Genomic DNA, 22623 nt, shown 5'->3' on the forward strand with positions numbered 1-22623 from the left:
TAACGGGGTGTCAACAGTTTCGATACGTCTGGTGAGACCATGTGCGGGTGCTCGATCTTGACGAACCCCTGACCACCGCCCGCCTGCTGCTGCGGCCGTTCCGGACCGGCGACGCGGACGCGCTGTTCGATCTGCGCGGCCGGCCCGAGGTGCTGCGCTACCTCTACTGGCCGCCGCCGACCCTGGACGGCGTCCGCGACGTGGTCCGGCAGCGCCTGACCATGACCCGGCTGGCCGAGGACGGCGACTGCCTGGTCCTGGCCGCCGAGGAGCGCGACACCGGCCGCCTGGTCGGCGAGGTCGACCTGAGCCTGGTCAGCACGGAGCACCGGCACGGCGAGATCGGCGTCATCCTGCACCCCGACGCGCAGGGCGCCGGGTACGCCACCGAGGCCGCCGCCGCCCTGCTCGACCTCGCCTTCGACCGGATGGCGCTGCACCGGGTCACCGCCAGCACGAACGCCGGCAACGAGGCGTCCGCGCGGGCGCTGCGCCGGCTCGGCCTGCGCCAGGAGGGTCACCTGCGGGAGTGCGTCCTCTTCGACGGCGCCTGGCACGACGAGTTGATCTTCGCGATCCTGGCCGCCGAATGGCGGGCGACCCGGCGATAGCCGGGCGATCGGCTCGGCGCCGGCCCGCTCACCGCAGGCCGGGCCGGGCCACGGGAGGGTGGATCGCCGGTCAGGTTGGCGACCCGACCCACCTGCCGTGACCATGCCGGTGAAACCATCGTCGGCGTGGAAGTGACCCTGCCGGCGACCCCCGTGACCCTGCCGCCGGGCGTCGCGGTCCGGGTGCCGGTCACGCTGCGCAATCCGAGCCTCGCCGCGCGCGAGGTCCGGATCACCGTCGCCCGCGGGCGCGCCTCCGGCTGGGCGAGCGTCGACCCGCCGACGGCCACCGTGGCGCCCGGTGCGACGGCGACGGTCGAGGTGGTGCTGCGCGCCCCCGCCGACCAGCCGCCGAGCGCGTCGCTGGTGCCGTTCACCGTGCGCGCCGAGGACACCGCCGGCGGCACGACCGCCGGCTTCGCCACCGGGCTGCTCACGGTCGCCGTGCCGGTACCGGTCACCGGGGACCTGACGCCGCGGCCCGGCGCCGCGCAGACGTTCGACCTGCGCCTGAGCAACGCCGGCGGCTACCCCGCCGACCTGCGGATCAGCGCGACGCTCGACCCGCCGGGCGGCAGCGCCGAGGCGCGGCCCGAGGCCGCCCGGCTCGAGGCGGGCGCGTCGCTCCCGGTCGTCCTGCAAGCCCGGCCGTCGCGCCCGCTGATGGGCGCGCCGAGGCCGTACGCCGTGATCGTCTCCGTGTACGACGGCGCCGGCGAGGACCGGCGGCCGCTGCTGACCGCCGTCGGCACCGGCACGCGCAGGCCGCGGCTGCCCGGCTGGGCCGCCGGCACCGTCGCGGTGCTGCTCGCCCTCGGCGCCACCGCCGCGGTCGCGTTCTCCGGCCTGCGCCTGCCGCTGCCCGGCCGCGACCGCGCCGCCGCACCGCCCGGCGCCGCCGCCTCCACGCCCGTCGCGGCCGCACCCGTCGGACGGCCGTTCGTCCTGGTCGACGCCTTCCCGCACCGCGGCGCGGACGGCGGGCAGGCGGCCGCCGAGGCGCGGCGCGCCAAGCTCGCCGCCGCCGGCATGCAGGTCCGGCTGGTCGACAGCCTCGCCTCGGACGAGCTGGCCGACGACGGCGCCGGATCCTGGGTGCTGCTGCACGACGGCTTCGCGTCCCCCGGCGCGGCGCAGGCCTTCTGCGCGCGGTGGCGGACCGTGGCGCCCAAGTGCGCGGTCACACCATGAACACCACCCCCGACACAGCCCGTCCGGCGGTGCCGCCGGTGGCGCGCTGCCCGTAAGGTCTTGAGCTGTGGTGATGCAGTACGGCTTGGGTGTCGACCTCGGCACGACCCAGACGGCGGCCGCGGTCCGCGCCGACGGCCGCGTGGAGGTGGCCCGGCTGGGCGGGCGCCGCGCCGAGATCCCCTCGCTGGTCTTCGTGCGCCCCGACGGCGGCCTGCTGATCGGCGAGGCGGCCGAGCGCCGCGGCCTGACCGAGCCGGCCCGGCTGGCGCGCGAGTTCAAGCGCCGCATCGGCGACCCGGTGCCGATCCTGGTCGGCGGGGCGCCGTTCTCGGCGCACGCGCTGACCGCCAAGCTGCTGCGCCACGTCCTCGACGCGGTCGCCCAGCTCCAGGGCGGGCCGCCGGCGGTGCTGACCGTGACGCACCCGGCGAACTGGGGCCCCTACAAGCGCGAGCAGCTCGACCAGGCGCTGCGGCTGGCCGACACCGGCCCGGTGCTGCTGCGCACCGAGCCCGAGGCCGCCGCGCTGCAGCACGCGACCGCCCGCAGGATCGCGCCGGGCGAGACCGTCGCGGTCTACGACCTGGGCGGCGGCACGTTCGACGCGGCCGTGCTGCGCCGCGACGGCGAGGGCTTCCAGCTGCTCGGCGAGCCGGAGGGCATCGAGCAGCTCGGCGGCGCCGACTTCGACGAGGCGGTCTTCGGGCACGTCCTCGGCGTGCTCGGCGGCGCGGTCGAGGGCCTGGACCCGGAGGAACCGGCCGTGGTCACCGCCCTGTCCCGGCTGCGCCGCGACTGCGTGGAGGCCAAGGAGGCGCTCTCCTTCGACACCGAGGTGATGATCCCGGTGGCGCTGCCCGGGACGCACACCCGGGTCCGGCTGAACCGCTCCGAACTGGAGTCGATGATCGCGCCCGCGCTCGAGGACACGGTGACGGCGATGCACCGGGCGCTGCGCCGGGCCGGGGTGGCGCCGGGCGAGCTCGACGCGGTGCTGCTGGCCGGCGGCTCGTCGCGGATTCCGCTGGTCAGCCAGCTGCTGTCCACGGCGTTCGACCGGCCGGTGGTGGCCGACCCGCATCCGGAGCACAGCATCGCGTTGGGCGCCGCGGTGTCGACCGCGCTGATCACCGGCGGGACCTCGCCGTTCGCGGCGGCGGTCGCGCCGACCGCCCACGCCGGCACCGCCGCGCCGCCGGCGGAGACGACCGGACCCCCGGACCGGGCTTCCGCACCGGGCCACGGCGCCGCCCCACCGGTGGTGGCCGCCACCGCGAGCGCGGCACCGGCACAGACCACCTCGATCACCGCCGCGGACCGGACGCCGGCACCGGCCGAGGCGAGCCTCCCGTCCACACAGGTCATGCCCGCGCCAGGAGCCGGCAGCGCGCCGATCCCGGCCGTGAGCGGCAACGGTGTCCCGAGCGCCCGGGCGCACGCGACACCCGTCGTCGACGAGCCGACCACCGGCGTCACCTACGGCTCCGCGGCGCCGGTCGCCTTCTCGCGCGGCGCGGCCTCCGTCTCCGGCACCGCGCCGGTTCCGGTGTCCGCCGGCCCGCGATTCGGAACCCCGGCCCTCGGGTCGGCGCCGCCCGTCCCGCCCGGCACCTACCCGCCGGCGGGCGGGGACGAGAACGGATCACCCAGGCGTACCGGCCGCCTCATGATCATGGTCGGCGCGCTCACCCTTGCCGTCATCGCCGGAACCACGGCGGCCGTGATCGCGCTGAACCGCGGCGACGACCGCAAGGGCGGCACCGGTGCACAGCCGCCGGCCTCGGCGCCGGCCTCGCCGTCGGTCACCGCGCCGCCGTACCCGACGGACCCCATGTACATCCGCGTCGACACCGGCAAGGAGAGCTGGCCGGCGGGCAAGTCCGTCATCAAGCTGCTCACCCCGGGACAGCCGGACCGCACGCTGATCTCCGAGCGCGGCAACGACGTCGGCCCCGACTGGTCACCGGACCGCAAGCAGATGACGCTGACCCGCAGGCTGCCCGACGGCGGAAACTCGATCTGGCTGCTGAACGCCGACGGCACCGACTCCGAGAAGGTGATCGGCGACACCGCCGGCGGGGCCGACTGGGCACCCGACGGCACCCGGATCGCGTTCATGCGCAAGGTCAACGGCACGGCGCAGATCTTCACCCTCAAGTTCGGCGAGTCCGAGCCGACCCAGCTGACCTGGTCGAGCCGGGTCAAGGACGACCCGGTCTGGTCACCCGACGGCAAGAAGATCGCCTACTGGACCGAGGTCGACGGCGTACGGCAGATCTTCGTGCTGACGGTCGCGGACCCCGAGGAGCCCGGCAAGCAGATCACCAAGGGCGAATCCGGTCCCGCGAACGACCCGTCGTGGTCGCCGGACGGCAAGACCATCGCGTACACCCGCAAGACCTCGCCCGACCTCTCCGACATCTGGCTGATCGGCAGCGACGGCTCGAAGGCCCGGCAACTGACCTTCGACGCCGAACGGGAGATGGACCCGTCCTGGGCGCCGGGCGGCGACTGGCTGGCGTTCACCCGCGGCGTGCTGGAACGGCCGAAGATCGTCATCGTCAAGGCGGACGGCAGCGACGAGGTAACGCTGACCCAGGGCAACGCCCGCGAGGGTCACCCCTCCTGGTCCTGAGCCATGACGTCGATCGCTCAGCTGGTGGAGGTGCACCGCCTGGCGGTGGCCGGCCGCGAGGCCGGCATCGCGAGTGCGGTGGGCGACCTGGTCGGCCGGGTGTGGCTGACCCGGTCGCGGTTCGCCGACGTGATCCGGCTGGCCGAGCAGACCCTGACCCTGGGCGACGACGCCGGCGCCTACTACGACCTGGGGCGGGCCAAGCGCATCATCGGCTCCCCCACGGAGGCGCTGGCCGCCTACGACCGCGCGCTGAGCCTGTACCGGGCCGCCGACGACCGCGGCAATGAGGCCGCCACGCTGACCAGCATGGGCCTCGCGTATGACGTACTGGGCCACCGGCAGAAGGCGCTGGACCACTACGGCCAGGCCCTGCCGATCCAGCGGGAGGTCGGCGACCGGGCCGGCGAGGCCGTCACGCTGAACAACATCGGCAGCGTGCAGAACAAACTGGGCGACCAGCAGAAGGCGCTGGACTACTTCCACCAGGCCCTGCCGATCCGCCGCGAGGTCGGCGACCGGGCCGGCGAGGCCGCCACGTTGAACAACATCGGCCTCGCCTACGACAACCTGGGCGACCTCGAGGCTGCGCTGGACCACTACGGACAGGCCCTGCCCATCGTCCAGGAGGTCGGCGACCGGGCCGGCGAGGCGATCACGCGGTACAACATCGCCATGCTCTACCACCAGCGGGGCGAGCTCGACCGGGCCGTCGCCGAACTGGAACAGGTCGTGGCGCTGGACCGCGAGGTCGGCCTCCCCGACCTGCTGGCCGACACGACCATTCTCGAACGGGTCCGCCGGGAACAGGCCGCCATGTCGGAGCGCGTCCGCGACGAGCGAGGGTCCTGAACCGCGACGCGCGGTTCAGGAGACCGCGGCGAGGAGGCCCTCGCAGCTGCGGGCCACGGCGCGGGCCGCCGTGCGCAGTTCCCGGGCCGTGAACGGGTGCTCGGCCACGCCCTGCCACCGGGCCAGCGCCACCTGGGCCGCCGCCGCGATCCGGGCCGGCGGCGCGTCCGCCGGCAGGCCGAGCCGGTGGTGCGCGGCGCCGCCCGCGCCGCCGAGCAGCAGGTCCATCTCGGCCAGTTGCGCGTCGGTGCCCGGCAGCCGCCCGGACCGGACCAGGTGGAGCAGCCGCAGCTCGACGAACTCGTGCGCGCTGGCCCGGATCCGCTCGGCCTCGGCGGCCAGCGCCGAGCCGGGCGTCAGGAACTCGTCGAGCACGGCCAGCGCCGAGCGGGCCTTCAGCACCTCGCTGCGGCCGACGAACTGGGCCGCGAAGACCGCGCGCAGCCGGTCGATACCGCTGTGCTCGGTCAGCGCCGCGGCCAGGTCGGCGGAGTCGTGCACCTTGCCCTCGCGGATCAGCCGCACGGACAGCCGGACCCCGAACAGGCCGAGCCGCTGCAGGGCCTCGCGGCGCTCGGGCGCCGACGCGGCGAAGCGGTCGGCGGTGAGCAGCAGCTCGACGATCTCGGCCATGGGCTCGGCGGCCACCGCGGCCAGCGTCCGGTACTCGTCCTCGCGCAGGGTCGCGCCGGCCGCGCCGAGCAGGCCCGCGACCGGGACGACTATCGGGCAGAGCCGGCGCAGCCGCTCGTCGGAGGCGTACCGGCCGGCGACCCGCGCCGCCGCCGCCATCGCGTCGAGGCGGGCGCCGCCGATCTCGTCGGCGCGCGACAGCACGCCGACGGCGTTGACCGGGGTGCCGCTGGACAGGCCGTCGCCGTGGAAGGACTCGAGGAAGCGGACGTCGCTGGCGTGCATGTGGCGCAGCAGGTAGATGACGGCGTCGGTCTTGGCGGCCCGCTCACCCTCGGCGTCGAGGAACGCCATGGTACGCAGGGAGACGTCGGTGGAGAGCGACGCGATACCCGGGGTGTCGATCAGGGTGTGCCGGCGCAGCCGGGCGCTGGGTACCCGCACCTCGAGGTGGTCGACCTGCTCGGCGGGGCGGCCGAGGCTGATCCGCACGGCGCCGTCGACCCGGTTGAACGGCCGCGCCTCGGTGCCGCCGTCGGTCAGGTGCGCGGTGACCGCGTAGGTGGGGCCGTCGGCGTACCAGGTGACGATCCGGGTGCACTCCCCCGCGTCGGTCGGCGCGAGGCCCTCGCCGACCAGGGCGTTGAGCAGGGTGGACTTGCCGGCCTTGACCTTGCCGGCGATGGCGACGCGCAGCGGCTCGTCGAGGCGCCGGCGGGCGCCGGCGATCGCGGCGCGCACGGCCGGATCGGCGGTCTCCGCGCCCGCCCGGTCGAGCAGCGCACGGACCTGCTCCAGCAGGGTCATCGGGGCGCTCATCCGAGCCGGTCCAGTTCGCCGCGCAGGGACGCGAGCCGGCGGGCCCGCTCTCGCCGCGCGGCCTCCGGCAGGGCCGCGGTCTCGCGTACGGCGGCCGCGGCCGTCGCGGTGGAGCGGTCGACCGCCGCGGCGCGGGCGCCGAACTCGTCGCGCAGGAAACGCTGGGTGCGCCGGACCGCCTCGCGCGAGTCGCGCCCGACGTGGAAGGAGACGTCGTCGACGTAGCGGCGCAGCTCGGCCTTCGCCTGCAGGCGCCGCTGCTGTGCCTGCCGGTCCCGCTCCTGTCTGATCAGCCGGCGGCCCAGGGTCAGGCCCGCGAGCAGCCCGATCGGCGCGGCGACGGCGACGTTGAACAGTGCCCCGAGTGCGCCGAGCATGTAGAAGCCGCCGTAGGTGATCCGGGCCGCGGTGAACGCGCCGAGGAACTGCTGCATGCCGGACTTGTGGAAGCTGACGTCCAGCTCGCCGACCTTGCCCAGGCCCTGCTCGGGTGACGGCAGGTCGACGTCGAGGCCGTCGTACTCGAGGTCGAAGCGTTCCGCGACGTCGCGGGCGAGCTGCTCGGTGCGGGTGACCAGCAGCATCAGGTTGTCGACGGCGGCGGCCGTCGCCTCCCGGGCCGCCCAGGCCTGGAAGTCGCGCCAGGTGTCGCGCGGGTCGGACTCGTCCAGCAGCGCCTCGCCGCGCCGCAGCAGCCCTCGGAGGCGTTCGCGCAGGTCGTGGTCGACGTCCGTGGTGAGGTCCTGGATGCCGTCGCCCAGCACGGTCTGCCAGGTGCCGAGGGACTGGGTACGGCGCCGGCGCTCCGCGTACCGGTCGGTGATCGCGGCGGCCGCGGCGGGCGACGCCGCCGCGGCCTGCTCGGCGACCACGCGCTCGCGCAGCTGGCCGACGACGAACGTCAGCTCGGCGCGCGCCGCGGCCTGCATGCCCGCCCGGGCCGCGCCGAGCACGTCGCGGCGCAGCAGCTCGACCAGGCGCGGGAAGCCGGACTCGACGTTGAGCTCGGTGCTGTCACGGGCGTGGGCGCGCAGCCGCAGGAACGAGGAGACGGCGATGATCGGCACGTCGAGGCCCTGCTTGGCGAGGTGGCCGGCGTTGAGCTCGACGATGCGCCGCCAGTCTCCGTGCAGGTCGGTCTTCGTGACGACGCAGCAGACGTTCGGGCAGCGTTCCAGCGTGCGGCGCAGGAAATCGACCTCGGGAGCGGTCAGCTCCTGCGCCGCGTCGGTCACGAAGAGCGCCGCACCGGCCGTGGCCAGCGCGGCGAGGGTGAGGTTGCCCTGCGCGGAGTCCAGGCCGCCGACGCCGGGCGTGTCGATCAAGGACAGCCCGGCGCCGAGCAGCCGCCGGTCCAGGCACACCTCGACGCTGCGCGGCGCGGCCTCGCCGTCGGCGCCGGGCGCGCCCTCGGTGACGTGCCGGTACAGGTCGCCGAACGGCACGCCGACCGGACGCACGGTGCCGTCCTCGGCGGGGATCTGCAGGGTGACCGACGGCGGGGTGCCGAAGCGCAGCACGGTCGGGACCGCGGTGACGACGTCGGCGTCGACGGGGCAGATGTCGGTGCGCAGCAGGGCGTTGACCAGCGTGCTCTTGCCCTGTTTGAACTCGCCGACCACGGCGACCGCGACGTCGTCGGCGCGCAGTCGCTCGACGGCCCGGTCCAGCCGCTCGGCAAGGTCGGGCCGGTCGTTCGCGGCGGCCAGGCGGCGCGCGCCGTCCAGCTCGGCGAGCAGGTCCGTAGCCAACCGGCTCCCTCATTACATGTCCACGCGGGCCTGCTCAGACCCTATCGCGGGCGGCGCCGGTCGCAGAAGGTCGCCCCGCCGCAGCCCGCGCACCGTGCGGACGGCGACGACCGCCCAGGCGGCGACCAGCCCGGCGTAGAGCAGGACGGCCAGGGCGGCCGGCAGGCCGGAGCCGGTGCGCACGGCGAGGCCGCTCGCGCCGGTCGCCACCGTGCCGACCGGGAACGTGAAGCTCCACCAGGTCAGCGAGAAGGGCAGGCCGGCCCGGGCGGTCCGCACGGTGATCGCGCCGGCCAGCGCCGCCCAGAACAGGGCGAAACCCAGCGCCGGTACGCCGTAGAGCACCGCGGCCAGCTGTGCACCGGTCGCGTACGGCTCGGGCAGCACGCCCTCGGCGGCGCGCCCGAGCAGGTGTGCGGCGGTGACCGACTGTCCGAGCGGGCCGAGCACGATCCACAGCGTCGGCACCAGCCGGGCGGGGCCGGGGCCGTGCCGCACCAGCCGGCCCCAGATCTGGCCGATCACGACGACCGCCGCGAAGAGGCTGATCCCGAACATCGCGTAGCAGGCCAGCAGCAGCTCGGCGCGGGCCGCGACGTGCGGGACGAGCAGCGCGCCGCCGGCGGCGGAGACCATCGGCGAGACCACCGGCATGAGCCATCCGCCGAAGGCCGCGTCCGGCCCGGCGCGGTGCTGGGTCATCATCCGGTACGGGACCGCGACGGCCACGACCAGCCCGAGCACCGTGCCGACGGTCCAGAGCACCAGGTCGACGGCGACGGCGACCGGCTCGCCGAGCCAGTCCCGGCCGACCAGCAGGGTGCCGGCGCCGACGGTCATCAGCGCCATCGGCGGCGCTCCCCAGAACTGCGACAGGACCGGGTCGTCGGCGTACGTGGTCGCGTGCCGGACCGCCGCGACCACCAGGACGACCAGCAGCGCCGCGGCCAGGGCCCAGCCGAGGACGGCCAGGGTGCGCAGCCCCGGCACGTGCACCGGCAGGGCGGCGGCGGCCGTGGCGAGGATGCCGGTGCCCATCACGACGGCGAACCAGTTCGGGCCGAACACGATCGTGGGTGCGCTACGTGCGGTACGGGACTGTCGCTCCAGCAGGGCGGTCATGATCTCCACTGTCCGGTCATCCGGGCCGGCCCGGTACCCGGCGCCACCCTCAGGCGTCATAGGCTGCGGTTATGCCTCTGCCGCCGCAGGTCACCGACCTCACCCCGTTCGACCTGCTGCTCAGCGTCGCCCGGCTGGGCAGCGTCGGCCGTGCGGCGACCGCGCACCGCATCTCCCAGCCGGCCGCGAGCGCCCGCCTGCGCGAGCTGGAGCGCCGGCTCGGGCTGACCCTGCTGCACCGCTCGCCGCGCGGCTCGACACTGACCGCGACGGGCGCCCTGGTCGCCGACTGGGCGCGGGCGGCCGTCGACGCCGCCGACGCCCTGGCCACCGGCGCCGCCGCGCTGCGCACCAGCCACGAGAGCCGGCTCGCGGTGGCCGCCAGCCAGACCGTCGCGGAGTATCTGCTGCCGGCGTGGCTGGTCGCGCTGCGGCCCGGGCATCCCGGGCTGAGCGTGACGCTGCGGGCGGCGAACTCCGCCGAGGTCGCGGCGGCGGTCCTCGCCGGCGAGGTGGAGCTGGGCTTCGTCGAGGGCCCGGACGTACCGGCCGGGCTGCACGCCGAGGCCGTCGCCGCCGACCGGCTGGTGGTCGTGGTGGCGCCGGATCACCCCTGGTCGCGGCGGCGGCGCGGCGTCACCGCGGCCGAGCTGGCCGCGACCCCGCTGGTGTCGCGGGAGGCGGGCTCGGGCACCCGGCGCGCGTTCGAGGAGTCGCTGCGGCCGTCCACGGCGGAGGCGCCGCTGCTGGAGCTGTCGTCGACGACGGCGATCAAGCACGCGGTCGCGGCGGGCAGCGGCGCGGCGGTGCTCAGTTCGCTGGCCGTCACCGCCGAGCTGGCCGCCGGCACGCTGGTCGCGGTGCCGGCCCCGATGCTCCTGCAGCGGCAGCTGCGCGCGGTCTGGCCGGCCGGCGGCCAGCTCATCGGGCCCGCCCGCGATCTGTACGCGATCGCCCGGCGGCACCGCTGATCTCCGCATTTGGCCAGGTCTCGGTGTTCCCGCGCAGTGATCGGGCTCGGACGAAACGGCTCCCGGCCTGAGCTGCGGATACGACCTCGACGGATTCCTGACAGATACACAGCGGCGTTGATCGTGCGAGCTTGGCATCGGTCCGGTGAGGGCCGGTCTGGGGGATCGCCGTGCATCGTCGTCTGTGGATCGTGGCCCTTGTCGCGCTGGCCGCGCTGGCCGCGCCGTTCGCGTCGGTGGCACCCGCGCGCGCCGCCGTGACAACCATCGCGAAGGTCGACTTCCAGCCCGCGGCGTCGGCGGTGCCGGCCGGGTACGCCGCCGACACGGGCCTGGCGTTCGACGCGGCGCGCGGGTCCGGCTGGGTGGTCTCCGGGACACACGATCCGCTGGACCTGACCCGCAACACCCGCGACCGCGCGCGGGCCGGCATCGACCCGCGGCTCAACACCCTCATCCACCTCCAGTACGGCGACGTCGGCGGCACCGCCGGCGTGGCGACGCCGGGCGCCTGGGAGTACGCGCTGCCGCCCGGCACCTACCAGGTGACGGTGGCGGTCGGCGACCGGCCCGCGTACGACAGCTCGCACACGATCCGGGCCGAGGGCGTCGCCGTGGTGTCCGGGTTCGTCTCGACCGCCGCGGCCGAGTTCCGCACCGCCACCGTGACCGTGCCGGTCAGCGACGGCCGGCTGACGATCGACGCGACCGGCGGCACCAACACCAAGCTGAACTACCTGGAGATCGGCCGGGTCGGGCCGCCCGCGGCACCGGCCGGCGTGACCGCGACGCCCGGGGATTCGCAGGTCGCGGTGGCCTGGACGGCGTCGACCGCGGCCGACCTCGCCGGTTACCGCGTCTACCGGGGCGGCACGCTCGTCTCCGGACCGGCGCCGCTGGCCCGGGCGTCGTGGCTGGACACCGCGGTCGGCAACGGGACCGCGTACGGCTACGCCGTCACGGCGGTGGACACCGCCGGCGCGGAGTCCGCGCGGTCCGCGACGGTCACCGCGACTCCGGCGGCGTTCGCGCTGCGGGTGAACTTCTCCGACGCCGCCACCGCGCCACCGGCCGGCTACCTGCGCGACTCCGGCGACGCGTTCGCCGCCGCCCGCGGGTACGGCTGGGTGCAGCCGGGCACGACCACGCCGCTGAGCCTCGCCGGCAACGGCCGCAACCGGAACCCGGCGGCGGGGCAGAGCGACGTGCGGCTCGCCACGCTGGTGCACGCCCAGCTGCCCGCCGGGTCGGCGGGCGTCACCGCGCCCGGCTCCTGGGAGGCGGCCGTGCCGAACGGCACCTACACGGTGACGGCCGCGGTCGGCGACGCCGGCACCGCGCTCGACAGCGTGCACTGGCTCGGCATCGAGGACCAGAACGGCGTCGCCGCCTTCGCCCCGACCGCGTCGGCGCGGCACGCCACCGTGACGCGGACGGTCACGGTCACCGACGGGCGGCTCACGCTCAGCGCGACCGGCGGCACCAACACCAAACTGAACTACGTGGACGTGGTCAGCGTCCCGCAGGCAGGCGCGCTGCCGGGGGTGCGGACCAGCACGCCCGCGAACGGCGCCACCGCCGTGCCGCTGACCACCAGCGTCGTCGAGGACCTGGTGCTACCCGGCGGCGGCGTCGACCCGGCGACACTGACCGGAGCGACAGTGACGCTGACCCGGCTCGCCGACGGCGCGGCAGTGCCCGCCAACGTGATCACCAGCGGCGGCGGCGACGTCGTCAACCTCTCGCCGAACTCCCCGCTGGCGGCGAACACGACGTACCGGTTCACCCTGACGTCCGGTGTACGCGACGTGGGCGGGCGCGCCTTCACCCCGTACTCGATCGTGTTCACGACCGGGGCCGGCAGCGGTCCCGGCGGCCCGGGCTTCGACAAGGTGGTCGGCGTCGCGACCGGCGCACCCTTCACGACGGTGGTCAAGGGCCCCGACGGCCGCCTGTACGCGGGCACCCTCGACGGGCGCATCCTGCGCTTCGTGATCAACGCCGACGGCACCCTCGGCGCGGCGACGACCATCACCGCGGTACGCGACAACGCGGCGGCGCTGGGCCTGCCCGGCGCGCCGGCCCGCACGGTGATCGGCATGGCCTTCGACCCCGCGGGCAACCTCTGGGTGACCGACAACTACGAGTACGTGGGCCCGCTGAACGTGCCGGACTGGTCGGGCCGGATCGGCCGGCTCAGCGGACCCGGCCTGGGCACCTACGCGCCGGTCGTGACCGGTCTGCCACGCTCGGTCAAGGACCACGAGACGAACTCGCTGGCCTTCGGTCCCGACGGCGCGCTGTACGTCTCGCAGGGCGCCAACAACGCGATGGGCGCGCCCGACTCCACCTGGGGAAACCGGTCCGAGCAACTGCTCAGCGCGGCGGTGCTGCGACTCGACCCGACGACCTTCACCGGCACGCCGATCGACGTGCGAACAGCGGACGGCGGCAACTACGACCCGTACGCCGCCGGTGCGCCGCTGACCATCTACGCCACCGGCGTCCGCAACGCCTACGACCTGGTCTGGCACCGCAACGGCCACCTGTACGCGCCGACCAACGGCTCGGCCGCCGGCGGCAACACCCCCGCAACGCCCATGCCGCTGCCCGCGTCCTGCGCCCGCCGCGGCTACACCGCACCAGCCGTGCCGGCGCTGACCAATGTGCCCACCGCCGAGACCGACTACGTCTTCGACGTGAAGCCGGGCCGCTACTACGGCCACCCGAACCCGCTGCGCTGCGAGTGGGTGCTGGCCGGCGGCAACCCGACCGCGGGCACCGACGCGTTCCAGGTCGGCGCGTACCCGGTCGGCACGCAGCCGGACCCCGCCTTCGACCTGGCCGGCACCTACGACGCGGGCCTGCACGCCTCGGCCAACGGCGCCATCGAGTACCGCGGCGGCACCCTGGACGGCAAACTTCTGGTAGTCCGCTACTCGGCCGGACAGGACATCGAAACCTTCGACGTCGCGCCGAACGGCACACTGAGCAACCGCACCACCGGCCTCGACGGCCTGACCGGCTTCAGCCAGCCGCTCGACGTCACCCAGGACACCGCGACCGGAAACCTGTACGTCACCGAGCTGGGCGCGAACCGGATCACCCTGCTCCGACCACACCCCTGACCGGACGGGCGAATTCACCCACTTGGGGTCACGAATACGGCACGCCGTGCCGGGTGCGGTATCGAGATGTGCAAAGCTGCGCGCTACATCTCGATCCCTGTCTTCGGAGGCCATGCCGTGGCATCGCTCCTTTCCATAGTTGCCGCACTGCTCGTGTGCCTGTTCGTGGGCTGGCTGGTCCGGGGTCGCATCCTCGCCCGCCGCTCCGCACAGTCGCCGGTCGACGACGCGACCTCTTCCACCTCCACCGAGTCGGCCACCGCGACCGCCGAGGCCAAGCCGGCCACGGACACCGCGGAAACCCCGGCGACCGAGCCGGAGCCCGCCGCGGCCACCGAGCCCGCCGCTGAGCCCGAGCCCGCCGCTGAGCCCGTCGCGGCCGCCGAGCCCGTTGCCGAACCCGAGCCGGTCGCCGCCGAGCCCGTCGCGGAGCCGGAGCCCGTCGCCGTGCCCGAGCCGGTCGCCGTCGCCGAGCCCGTCACGGACCCCGAGCCGATCGCCGAGCCCGAGCCGGTCGCCGAGTCTGTCGCCGTTGCTGAGCCCGTCGTCGCCGTCGTCGAGCCCGAGCCCATCGTCGTTGCCGAGCCCGAGCCTGTCGCTGTCGTCGAGCCCGTTGCCGCGCAGGTCGCAAGCCCGGACAAGCTCGTCCTCATCGAGGGCATCGGCCCGAAGATCGCGACCGCCCTGGCCGCCGCCGGCATCACCACCTTCCGCGACCTCGCCGACACCGACGCCGAGACCCTGCGCTCCACCGTCAAGTCGGCCGGCCTGCGCTCCGCCCCGGGCCTGGCAACCTGGCCCGAGCAGGCACGTCTACTCGCTGACGGCGACCGCAACGGCCGCGCCGACGTGGCCGCCCCCGAGCTCCCGATCCCCGCACCGGTGCCCGCCGCACCGGTCGAGACGGCGCCGGAGCCGGTGACGGAGACCGTGCCGGAGCCGGTGACGGAGGTGCCCATGCAGCGGACTCCCGAGCCCGCCGCCGCGGCGACCCCGGACGACCTGACCCGCATCGCGGGCATCGGCCCGAAGATGGCCGACGCGCTGCGCACCGCCGGCATCACCACCTTCGCCCAGCTCGCCGCCAGCGACGAGGCCGCGCTCCGTGCCGCGCTCGCGTCCGCCGGCATGCGCTCGTCGGCGAGCCTGCCGACCTGGCCGGAGCGCGCGCAGCTGCTCGCCGACCGAAACCTCCAGGACAGCTGACACACCCGCACGACGACGCCCGGCCCTTGAAACACAAGGGCCGGGCGTCGTCGTCTGCGGGTGTGGGTGGGATTCGGTTGCGGTGGACGGGTGGGGGCCTGTCGCGCCAGGGTCTTGGTTGCTCGCCGCTGGGTGCCTGGTCTGGCTTTGGCGTGCACCTTGCGGTGGGTGGTCTGGCTGCCGCGCTGTGGGCGCGGCAGGGATTTCGGTCGGGCTGGCCAACGTGGGTGGTGGGTCAAGCGGACGCACCTCGCCGGTCGCGGCCCGTAACCATGGACGCCTCCTTCGTTCTCGCGCACAGCCCGTCGGTCGGTCCCGCTACCTGGGCATTGGCGGCAGAGCGGCAAGCAGACTCCCGAGCCCACCGCCGCGGCAACCCCGGACGACCTGACCCGTATCGCGGGCACGGCCCGCACGACGACGCCCGGCCCGAGACCCACAAGGGCCGGGCGTCGTCGTCCGCGCCGCAACCGGCGAGGTGCGTCCGCTTGACCCACCACCCAGGCCGGCCAGCCCGACCAAATCCCCTGCCGCGCCCATAGCGCGGCAGCCAGACCCCGGACCGCAAGGTGCACACCAAGCAATACCAGGCACCCAGCGCTGAGCGACCAAGACCTCAGCGCAACAGGCTCCCATGCAAGGGTGGGGCCGGGGGTGACCACACACGAGCCTAAAACGGTCCAAAAGCCGTGCGTGGTCACCCCCGGCCCCACCCGTCCACCGCAACCGAATCCCACCCACCGACCAACCTCGACCTCCCGTTTCGCTGACGGCGTGACGTGTCCGCCTGGCGACAACCCGCGCTTTCCGGGAATGTGAGCGTCATGGACGCCGCCTTCGTTCTCGTGCACAGCCCGTCCGTCGGTCCCGCCACCTGGGCACCGGTGGCCGAGCGGCTCACCACGCGCGGCGCCGCCGTCGTGGTGCCCTCGCTGCTCGACATAGCCCGGACCGCGCCGCCGTTCTGGCCGCGGGTCACCGAACTGGTCGCCGAGCGGGTCGCGGAGCTCGCGCCCGATCGCCCGGTCGTGCTGGTCGCGCACAGCAACGCCGGCCTGTTCGTCCCCGCCATCGTCGCCGCGCTGACCAGGCCGGTCGCCGGGTGCCTCTTCGTGGACGCCGCGCTGCCCGCCCGGCTGGGAGCCACCCCGGTGGCCAGGCCCGAGGACCTGGAGTTCCTGCGGAAGATCGCCGAGGACGGCGTCCTGCCGCCGTGGACCACCTGGTACGACGAGGCCGAGGTCGCCCCGATGTTCGCGGACCGGGCGACCCGCGAGGCCGTCGAGGCGGAGCTGCCGCGGCTGCCGCTGAGCTACTACGAGCAGCAGATCCCCGTCCCCGACGGATGGGACGGCCGGCCGTGCGGCTACCTGCTGTTCGGCCCGCCGTACGAGGAGGTGGCGAACGAGGCCGCCGCGCGCGGGTGGGCCGTCGAGCGGATGACCGGCCGGCACCTGCATCAGGTCGTCGACCCGGACGGCGTCGCCGAACGTATCGCGGCGATGGCCGCGACCTGGTCCCCGCCGGTGTCCTGAGGCGGCCGCGGGCCATAGATTGTGCGCATGTCTCCCGCTACCCATGACGTCGTCAACCAGCCGCCGCCGCTGGTCGGACACGACATCGCCGCCGACGCCGCCCTGCTCGAAGGGGTCGCCCGCGAGGGCGCCGGCTGGGCGACCGACGACCTGCACCGGCTCGGCAAGCTCGGCGGCGAGGCCGAGCCGCAGCGCTGGGCCGAGGAGGCCAACCGGCACGAGCCGCGCCTGCTCACCCACGACCGCTACGGCCACCGCGTCGACGAGGTCGAGTTCCACCCGTCCTGGCACCGGCTCATGGAGGTCGCGGTCGGCGAGGGCCTCGCCGGTGCGCCGTGGGCGGACCGCCGGACCGGCGCGCACGTCGCCCGCGCCGCCGGGATGTTCACCTGGAGCCAGGTCGAGGCCGGCCACTCCTGCCCGATCTCGATGACGTACGCGGTCGTGCCGGCCCTGCGCAACGCGCCGGAGCTGGCGGCCGTCTACGAGCCGCTGCTGACCGCCCGCGCGTACGACCCAGGCCTGCGCGCGCCCGCCGCCAAGCGGGGCCTGCTGGCCGGCATGGGCATGACGGAGAAGCAGGGCGGCTCCGACGTGCGGGCCAATTCCACCACCGCGACGCCGGCCGCTGACGGCACCTACCGGCTGCGCGGGCACAAGTGGTTCACCAGCGCGCCGATGTGCGACCTGTTCCTGGTGCTGGCGCAGGCGCCGGCCGGGCTCTCCTGCTTCCTGGTCCCGCGGGTGCTGCCCGACGGCGAGCGTAACCCGTTCCGCATTCAGCGCCTCAAGGACAAGCTCGGCAACCGCAGCAACGCGAGCAGCGAGCCGGAGTTCGACGATACCGTCGGCTGGCTGGTCGGCGACGAGGGCAAGGGCGTGCGGACCATCATCGAGATGGTCTCGATGACCCGGCTGGACTGCGTGACCGGGTCGGCGTCCGGGATGCGCGCCGCGCTGGTGCAGGCGGTGCATCACGCCCGGCACCGGTCCGCCTTCGGCGGCCCGCTGATCGGCAAGCCGCTGATGCGCAACGTCCTGGCCGACCTGGCCGTGGAGTCCGAGGCCGCGACGGCGCTCGCGCTGCGTCTCGCGGGCGCCGTCGACCGGGGTGTACGCGGCGACGCGCAGGAGCGCGCGTTCGGCCGCCTGGCGATCGCGGTCGGCAAGTTCTGGGTGTGCAAGCGCCAGCCGGCCGTGGTCGGCGAGGCCCTGGAGTGCCTCGGCGGCAACGGCTACGTGGAGGAGTCGGGACTGCCGCGGCTCTACCGCGACGCGCCGCTGAACTCGATCTGGGAGGGTTCCGGGAACGTGCAGGCCCTGGACGTGCTGCGCGCGCTGCGCCGCGACCCGGGCAGCCTGGAGGCGTTCCGGGCGGAGGTGGCCGCGGCCGCCGGCGCCGACGCCCGCCTGGACGCGGCGACGGCGGGGCTGACCGCGCTGCTCGGCGCCGGCGAGGACCTGGAGAGCGACGCCCGCCGGGTGGTGGAGCGGATGGCCGTGGTGCTGCAGGGCTCGCTGCTGGTGCGGCACGCGCCGGCGGCGGTGGCGGACGCGTTCTGCGCGAGCCGGCTCGGCGGCGACTGGGGGCACACGTTCGGCACGCTGCCCCGGGGCGCGGACACCGCGGCGATCGTGGAACGGGCCATGCCGGCCTGACCTTCATGTGATGCAGGTCACCGTTGACCACCCCGGTGCCGCGGTGACCGGCGTCGCCTGGGCCGGTTAAGGCTCAGCCAGGCGCGTACCCGGTCGATTGCCCACTGTGCGGCAGAACAGGCTCTGGTGGATCTGGCTGGTGGTGGGCTCGGGCCTGACCGCCGGCTACTTCCTGCTCTCCCCTGACGACCTCGCCTCCAACCTCGTCTACAACCTGGTCGGGCTCCTGGCGGGCCTCGCGATCCTGCTCGGCGTGCGGCTGCACCGGCCCGAGCGCCCGGCGATGTGGTACTGGTTCGCCGCCGGGCAGATCACCTGGGTCGTCGGCGACCTGGTCTGGGAGTACTACGTCTTCGCCCGCCACGACGAGCCGTATCCGTCGTTCGCCGACGTCTTCTACCTGGCCGCGTACCCGATGCTGGTGATCGGCCTGGTCCTGCTGGTGCGGGTGCGCGCCAGCCGGGATCTCGCCGGCCTGGTCGACGCGGCCGTCGTCGGCACCGGGCTCGGCCTGGTGTTCTGGGTCTTCGTCATGCATCCGATCGCCGCCGACTCGACCGCCTCGACGCTCGAGCGGGCCATCAGCGTGGCCTATCCCGCGGCCGACGTACTGCTGCTGGCGATGCTGGCCCGCCTGTACACCACCGCCGGGCGCCGCACGGTCAGCGGGCACCTGCTCGGCCTGGCCGGCGTGTTCCTGCTGGTCGGCGACGTGGGCTACTCGCTGGTCTCGCTCTACACCGCGAACGACGAGAGCAGCCTGCTCAACGCGGCCTTCCTGCTCTCGTACGTGGCCTGGGGCGCCGCCGCCCTGCACCCGTCGATGCGCTCGGCCGGGGCGCCGTCGCAGCTGCCGGGCGCCGCGCGGGTCGGTCGTGGCCGCCTGGCCACGCTGGCCGTCAGCTCGCTGCTGGCGCCCGCGCTGCTGTTCCTGCCGGGCATCGGCGGTGACAGCGTCAACCGCGTGGCGATCGCGGCAGCCGCCGTCGTCCTGTTTCTGCTCGTCGTGGTCCGGATGGGCGGTTTCGTCGCGCAGGTGCAGCGGCAGGCCGACCAGCTCGAGGATCTCGCGATGGAGGACGACCTGACCGGCCTCGCCAACCGGCGCCGCCTCGAGCAGGCGCTGCGCGCGGCGCTGAGCGAGGGACCGGTGCAGGTCGCGCTGCTCGACCTGGACGACTTCAAGGGCGTCAACGACCGGCTCGGCCACGCCGTCGGCGACCAGCTCCTCACGGTCCTCGCCGGCCGCCTGGTCACGGCCCTGCCGGACGACGTGCTCGTGGCGCGCATGGGCGGCGACGAGTTCGCGCTCATGATGCCGGGCGCGACGGACGCGGCGGCCGACCTCACCGTCGCCCGGCTGTCCGAGACGCTGCGCACCCCGATCCGGGTGGAGGATCACGAGCTGCTGGTCAACGCCAGCATCGGGGTGGCCGACAGCGGCGGCACCACCAACCCGTTCGAGGTGCTGCGCCGCGCCGACGTGGCGATGTACGTGGCGAAGGGCTCCGGCAACGGCTACTGCCGCTACGCGGAGAACCTCGACGAGGAGGCGGACGAGCAGGCGCGCATCGGCGCGGAGCTGCGCGTCGCCCTGGACGCCGGTCAGTTCCGCATGGTCTACCAGCCGATCGTCGGGCTGCCGCACGGCCGGATCCGGGGGGTGGAGGCCCTGGTCCGCTGGGAGCATCCGGTCCGGGGGTTCGTCGCGCCGGACCTGTTCATCCCGGCGGCCGAGCGCAACGGGCTCATCGTCGAGCTCGGCGAGTGGATCCTGCGCACGGCGTGCGCGCAGGCGGTCGCCTGGGACGCCGAGCTGGGTGAGCGGGCGCCGTACAAGATGAGCGTCAACGTCTCGGCCCGCCAGCTCGCCCAGCCCGGCTTCTCCCGGGTCGTCGCGGCGACGCTCGCGCAGACCGGGCTGCCCGCCGAGCGCCTCGCCGTCGAGGTCACCGAGACGGCGGTCTTCGGCGGCAGCCACGCGGTTCAGGCGCTCGACGAGCTGCACGAGCTGGGCGTCACGATCGCGCTCGACGACTTCGGCACCGGCCACTCGTCGCTCGGCCTGCTGCAGACCGTGCCGGTCGACGTCCTGAAGGTCGACAAGTCGTTCGTCGACAACATCACCATGGCCGGCCGGCACGCCGTCATCGCCACCGCCCTGATCCAGGTCAGCAACGGGCTCGGCCTGATGGCGGTCGCCGAGGGCGTCGAGACCGCCGAGCAGGCCGCCGAGCTGCACCGCCTCGGCTACCGGCTGGCGCAGGGCTACCACTTCGGCAGGCCGTCCGCGACGCCGGACTTCGCCGCGACCTCGATCGGCGCCGTCGGTCAGTAGACCTCGATCTTCCCGGTCGGGCGCGGGCTGTAGCTGTCGTTGAAGAAGTACTCCCCCGGACGCTCGAACGTGTACTCGAACGACTCGCCCGGCCGCAGGCGGACGTCGAAGAGGCCCTCGAAGAACTGGGTCGCGCCGTGCACCTGGACGTTGTCCGGCGGGTTCACGAACGTCACGGTCGTACCGGCCGGCACCCGCAGGTGGGTCGGCGCCATCGCGTTCACCGCGGTCGACTCCGTGGCGCCGACCGTGCCGGTCGCCGGGTTGTAGGTGCGGGCCAGCACCACGGTGTTGCCGACGGTGTGCCCCTCGACCGGCGCGCCGGACACCGGCCGGCGGATCACCGGCGGCGGCGGGGCCGGCGCGGGCGGCACGTCGCCGCCGATCCGGAAGGCCCACAGGAAGTCGCCGCGCGGCGCCGAGTCACCGTACGGGATGCCGGTGCCGCCCGCGTAGACCGCCAGGTACTGCACCCCGCCGGCCTCGTACATGATCGGGCTGCTGCTGATCGCCGCCCCGGTCTGGAAGCGCCAGAGCTCGCGGCCGTTGCCGGCGTCCAGGCAGAGCAGGTTGCCGTCGGGCTGCCCGATGTAGATCAGGTCGCCCGCGGTGCTGAGCACGCCGTTGCCGTGCGCCAGCGAGTACGGCATCCGCCGCTTCCAGCGCACCTCGTTGGTCGCCGGGTCGACCGCCACCACGCCGCCCGTCTGGTACTCGCCCGGCGGCCGCAGGCCGTTGCTCGCCTCGGTCAGCGAGTGCGCCGCGGCGACGTAGCCGAAGCCCGTGTACACCAGACCGGTGCTGTGGCTGTACGACTGGTGGTTCCAGTCCGCTCCCCCGCCGTGCCCGGGTATGGACAGCACCGGCACGTCCCAGTGCGGGTCGTACAGCGCGCCCCGCACGTAGTTGGGCACCGCGCGGTTCGGGTCGCCCGGCACCGAGGTGCCCAGCGGCTGGTCCACGACCCGGGTCTCGGTCCACGGGCCCTGGCGCGGGAAGGGTTGCGTCGGCCAGGTCTTCTGGCGCGGCTCCTGCGGCACCGGCACCTCGTCGATGCCCAGCGGCGCGGACCCGTCGGTGCGGTCGAGGATGAAGTACATGCCCGACTTGCTGCCGTACACCACGATCTTGCGCATCCGCCGGCGGATGCGGACGTCGGCCAGGACCGGCGCCATCACGTTGTCCATGTCCCAGATGCCGTGGTGTATCGACTGGAAGTGCCAGCGGTACTTCCCGGTGGCGATCTCCAGCGCCACGATCGAGCTGGAGAACAGGTTCTGCCCGCCGCGGCCGGAGCCGTCCTGCGAGGAGTTGTTGCCGCGGACGTTGCCGAACGTCCAGTAGACGAGGCCGAGCTCGGGGTCCAGGGCCGGGTGTATCCACGGCGCCGCGCCGCCGGTCTGCCAGGAGTCGCCCTCCCAGGTGTCGTTGCCGAGCTCGCCGGGGCCAGGCGTGCCCCAGAAGTGCCAGACCAGCGAGCCGTCGGTCGCGCTCAGCGCCAGCGCCGCGGCCCGGGCGCTGTCGTGGGTGCCGACGTGCAGCAGTCCGTCGTGGTGGGTGATCGCGACCTTCTCCATGTTGCCGTACCCGGTGATCTGCCTTTCCCAGGCCACCGCGCCGGTCTCCTGGTCCAGCGCGATGATCCAGTTGCCCCGGCCGTGGGTGAACACCAGGCCCTGGCCGACGGCGACGCCGCGCCGGGTGACCGGCCCGCGGGTCTGGGTGTACTTCCATTTCGTCTCGCCGGTGCCGCCGTCGACGGCGAGGACGTTGCCCAGCGCCGATTCGATGTAGAGGACGCCGCCGACGGCGACCGTCGTGCTCTGGTTGGTGCCGGTGGTCAGGCCGCCTTCGATGCGGTTGACCCAGGCCGCGCCGAGGCGGCGCAGGTTGCCCCGGTGGATGCCGCGCAGGGCGGAGTAGTTCTGGTTGCCGTAGTTGCCGCCGACCTTCGGGAAGTCCTTCCCGCCGGGCGTGGCGCACGACGCGGCGGCGGGCGCCGCGTCCGCGCCGGCGGCGGGCAGCTGGGTCAGTGCCGTGGCGGCGGCCGTGACGGCCACGCCCCGCAGGACGTCTCTGCGCGGGACCTCCATCGCCGTTCCCCTCTCGAGACTGGTCCATCAGGCGGACCATCGATCCACCTGGGAGTCTCAATATAGGCGTACGGCT

General features: G+C 74.5%; 14 protein-coding genes. 10 read left to right on the forward strand and 4 right to left on the reverse strand.

What is annotated here, in order from left to right:
• The first annotated feature begins 47 nt into the window (after window positions 1-47).
• The 4 genes from ACIBSW_RS08055 (at window position 48) to ACIBSW_RS08070 (ending at window position 5292) form a co-directional block, all read left to right on the forward strand.
• Entirely contained in the window at window positions 48-611 is a 564-nt protein-coding gene (locus ACIBSW_RS08055) for a GNAT family protein (protein ID WP_354729230.1), read from the forward strand.
• A 126-nt stretch (window positions 612-737) separates the two neighbouring features.
• On the forward strand, window positions 738-1802 hold the full coding sequence (locus ACIBSW_RS08060; RefSeq protein ID WP_354729232.1) for a hypothetical protein: 1065 nt from the start codon (window positions 738-740) through the stop codon (window positions 1800-1802).
• Between the two features lie 73 nt (window positions 1803-1875).
• Window positions 1876-4440, forward strand: a complete 2565-nt coding sequence (locus ACIBSW_RS08065; protein WP_354729234.1) for an Hsp70 family protein — start codon at window positions 1876-1878, stop codon at window positions 4438-4440.
• A gap of 3 nt (window positions 4441-4443) precedes the next feature.
• Window positions 4444-5292, forward strand: coding sequence for a tetratricopeptide repeat protein (locus ACIBSW_RS08070; RefSeq protein WP_354729235.1), 849 nt, complete (start codon window positions 4444-4446; stop codon window positions 5290-5292).
• Between the two features lie 15 nt (window positions 5293-5307).
• Here the strand turns inward: ACIBSW_RS08070 and ACIBSW_RS08075 are convergent, their stop codons facing one another.
• From ACIBSW_RS08075 to ACIBSW_RS08085, 3 genes are read right to left on the reverse strand one after another with little or no spacing between them, the layout of a single operon-like run.
• The gene (locus tag ACIBSW_RS08075) at window positions 5308-6744 is read right to left on the reverse strand and encodes a dynamin family protein (protein WP_404799275.1); all 1437 of its coding nucleotides are present in this window, start codon (window positions 6742-6744) and stop codon (window positions 5308-5310) included.
• Window positions 6741-8495 (reverse strand): dynamin family protein, encoded by a 1755-nt coding sequence (locus ACIBSW_RS08080; protein ID WP_354729239.1) that lies wholly within the window; start codon window positions 8493-8495, stop codon window positions 6741-6743. Before ACIBSW_RS08080 ends, ACIBSW_RS08075 begins: the two co-directional genes overlap by 4 nt.
• Window positions 8496-8507: 12 nt before the next feature.
• Entirely contained in the window at window positions 8508-9617 is a 1110-nt protein-coding gene (locus ACIBSW_RS08085) for a TDT family transporter (RefSeq protein WP_354729241.1), read from the reverse strand.
• A 71-nt stretch (window positions 9618-9688) separates the two neighbouring features.
• Between ACIBSW_RS08085 and ACIBSW_RS08090 the strand changes: the two genes are divergently transcribed.
• The 6 genes from ACIBSW_RS08090 to ACIBSW_RS08115 all read left to right on the forward strand — a co-directional run bounded on the left by ACIBSW_RS08090 (window position 9689) and on the right by ACIBSW_RS08115 (window position 20454).
• Window positions 9689-10588 carry a LysR family transcriptional regulator gene (locus ACIBSW_RS08090; protein ID WP_354729243.1) on the forward strand — a complete coding sequence of 300 codons (900 nt, stop codon included), beginning with the start codon at window positions 9689-9691 and terminating at the stop codon, window positions 10586-10588.
• Between the two features lie 170 nt (window positions 10589-10758).
• Complete coding sequence (locus tag ACIBSW_RS08095; RefSeq protein ID WP_354729245.1) at window positions 10759-13716, forward strand: Ig-like domain-containing protein; 2958 nt, start codon at window positions 10759-10761, stop codon at window positions 13714-13716.
• Window positions 13717-13833: 117 nt separating this feature from the next.
• Window positions 13834-14922: a helix-hairpin-helix domain-containing protein gene (locus ACIBSW_RS08100; protein ID WP_354729247.1), complete on the forward strand. Its 1089-nt coding sequence runs from the start codon at window positions 13834-13836 to the stop codon at window positions 14920-14922.
• 824 nt (window positions 14923-15746) lie between these two features.
• The gene (locus tag ACIBSW_RS08105) at window positions 15747-16457 is read left to right on the forward strand and encodes an alpha/beta fold hydrolase (RefSeq protein ID WP_354729546.1); all 711 of its coding nucleotides are present in this window, start codon (window positions 15747-15749) and stop codon (window positions 16455-16457) included.
• Window positions 16458-16484: 27 nt separating this feature from the next.
• Entirely contained in the window at window positions 16485-18116 is a 1632-nt protein-coding gene (locus ACIBSW_RS08110; protein WP_354729544.1) for an acyl-CoA dehydrogenase family protein, read from the forward strand.
• 106 nt (window positions 18117-18222) lie between these two features.
• Complete coding sequence (locus tag ACIBSW_RS08115; protein ID WP_354729542.1) at window positions 18223-20454, forward strand: bifunctional diguanylate cyclase/phosphodiesterase; 2232 nt, start codon at window positions 18223-18225, stop codon at window positions 20452-20454.
• Here the strand turns inward: ACIBSW_RS08115 and ACIBSW_RS08120 are convergent.
• Window positions 20448-22547 (reverse strand): PQQ-binding-like beta-propeller repeat protein, encoded by a 2100-nt coding sequence (locus tag ACIBSW_RS08120; RefSeq protein ID WP_354729540.1) that lies wholly within the window; start codon window positions 22545-22547, stop codon window positions 20448-20450. The genes ACIBSW_RS08115 and ACIBSW_RS08120 overlap by 7 nt on opposite strands.
• Between the last annotated feature and the right edge of the window lie 76 nt (window positions 22548-22623).

Source organism: Actinoplanes sp. NPDC049668, assembly GCF_044465445.1.
Lineage (GTDB): Bacteria > Actinomycetota > Actinomycetes > Mycobacteriales > Micromonosporaceae > Actinoplanes.

Coding starts and splice junctions, on each gene's coding strand:
- ACIBSW_RS08110 (WP_354729544.1), top strand. CDS start 16,485: ATGTCTCCCGCTACCCATGACGTCGTCAACCAGCCGCCGCCGCTGGTC.
- ACIBSW_RS08065 (WP_354729234.1), top strand. CDS start 1,876: ATGCAGTACGGCTTGGGTGTCGACCTCGGCACGACCCAGACGGCGGCC.
- ACIBSW_RS08070 (WP_354729235.1), top strand. CDS start 4,444: ATGACGTCGATCGCTCAGCTGGTGGAGGTGCACCGCCTGGCGGTGGCC.
- ACIBSW_RS08090 (WP_354729243.1), top strand. CDS start 9,689: ATGCCTCTGCCGCCGCAGGTCACCGACCTCACCCCGTTCGACCTGCTG.
- ACIBSW_RS08105 (WP_354729546.1), top strand. CDS start 15,747: ATGGACGCCGCCTTCGTTCTCGTGCACAGCCCGTCCGTCGGTCCCGCC.
- ACIBSW_RS08075 (WP_404799275.1), bottom strand. CDS start 6,744: ATGAGCGCCCCGATGACCCTGCTGGAGCAGGTCCGTGCGCTGCTCGAC.
- ACIBSW_RS08120 (WP_354729540.1), bottom strand. CDS start 22,547: ATGGAGGTCCCGCGCAGAGACGTCCTGCGGGGCGTGGCCGTCACGGCC.
- ACIBSW_RS08085 (WP_354729241.1), bottom strand. CDS start 9,617: ATGACCGCCCTGCTGGAGCGACAGTCCCGTACCGCACGTAGCGCACCC.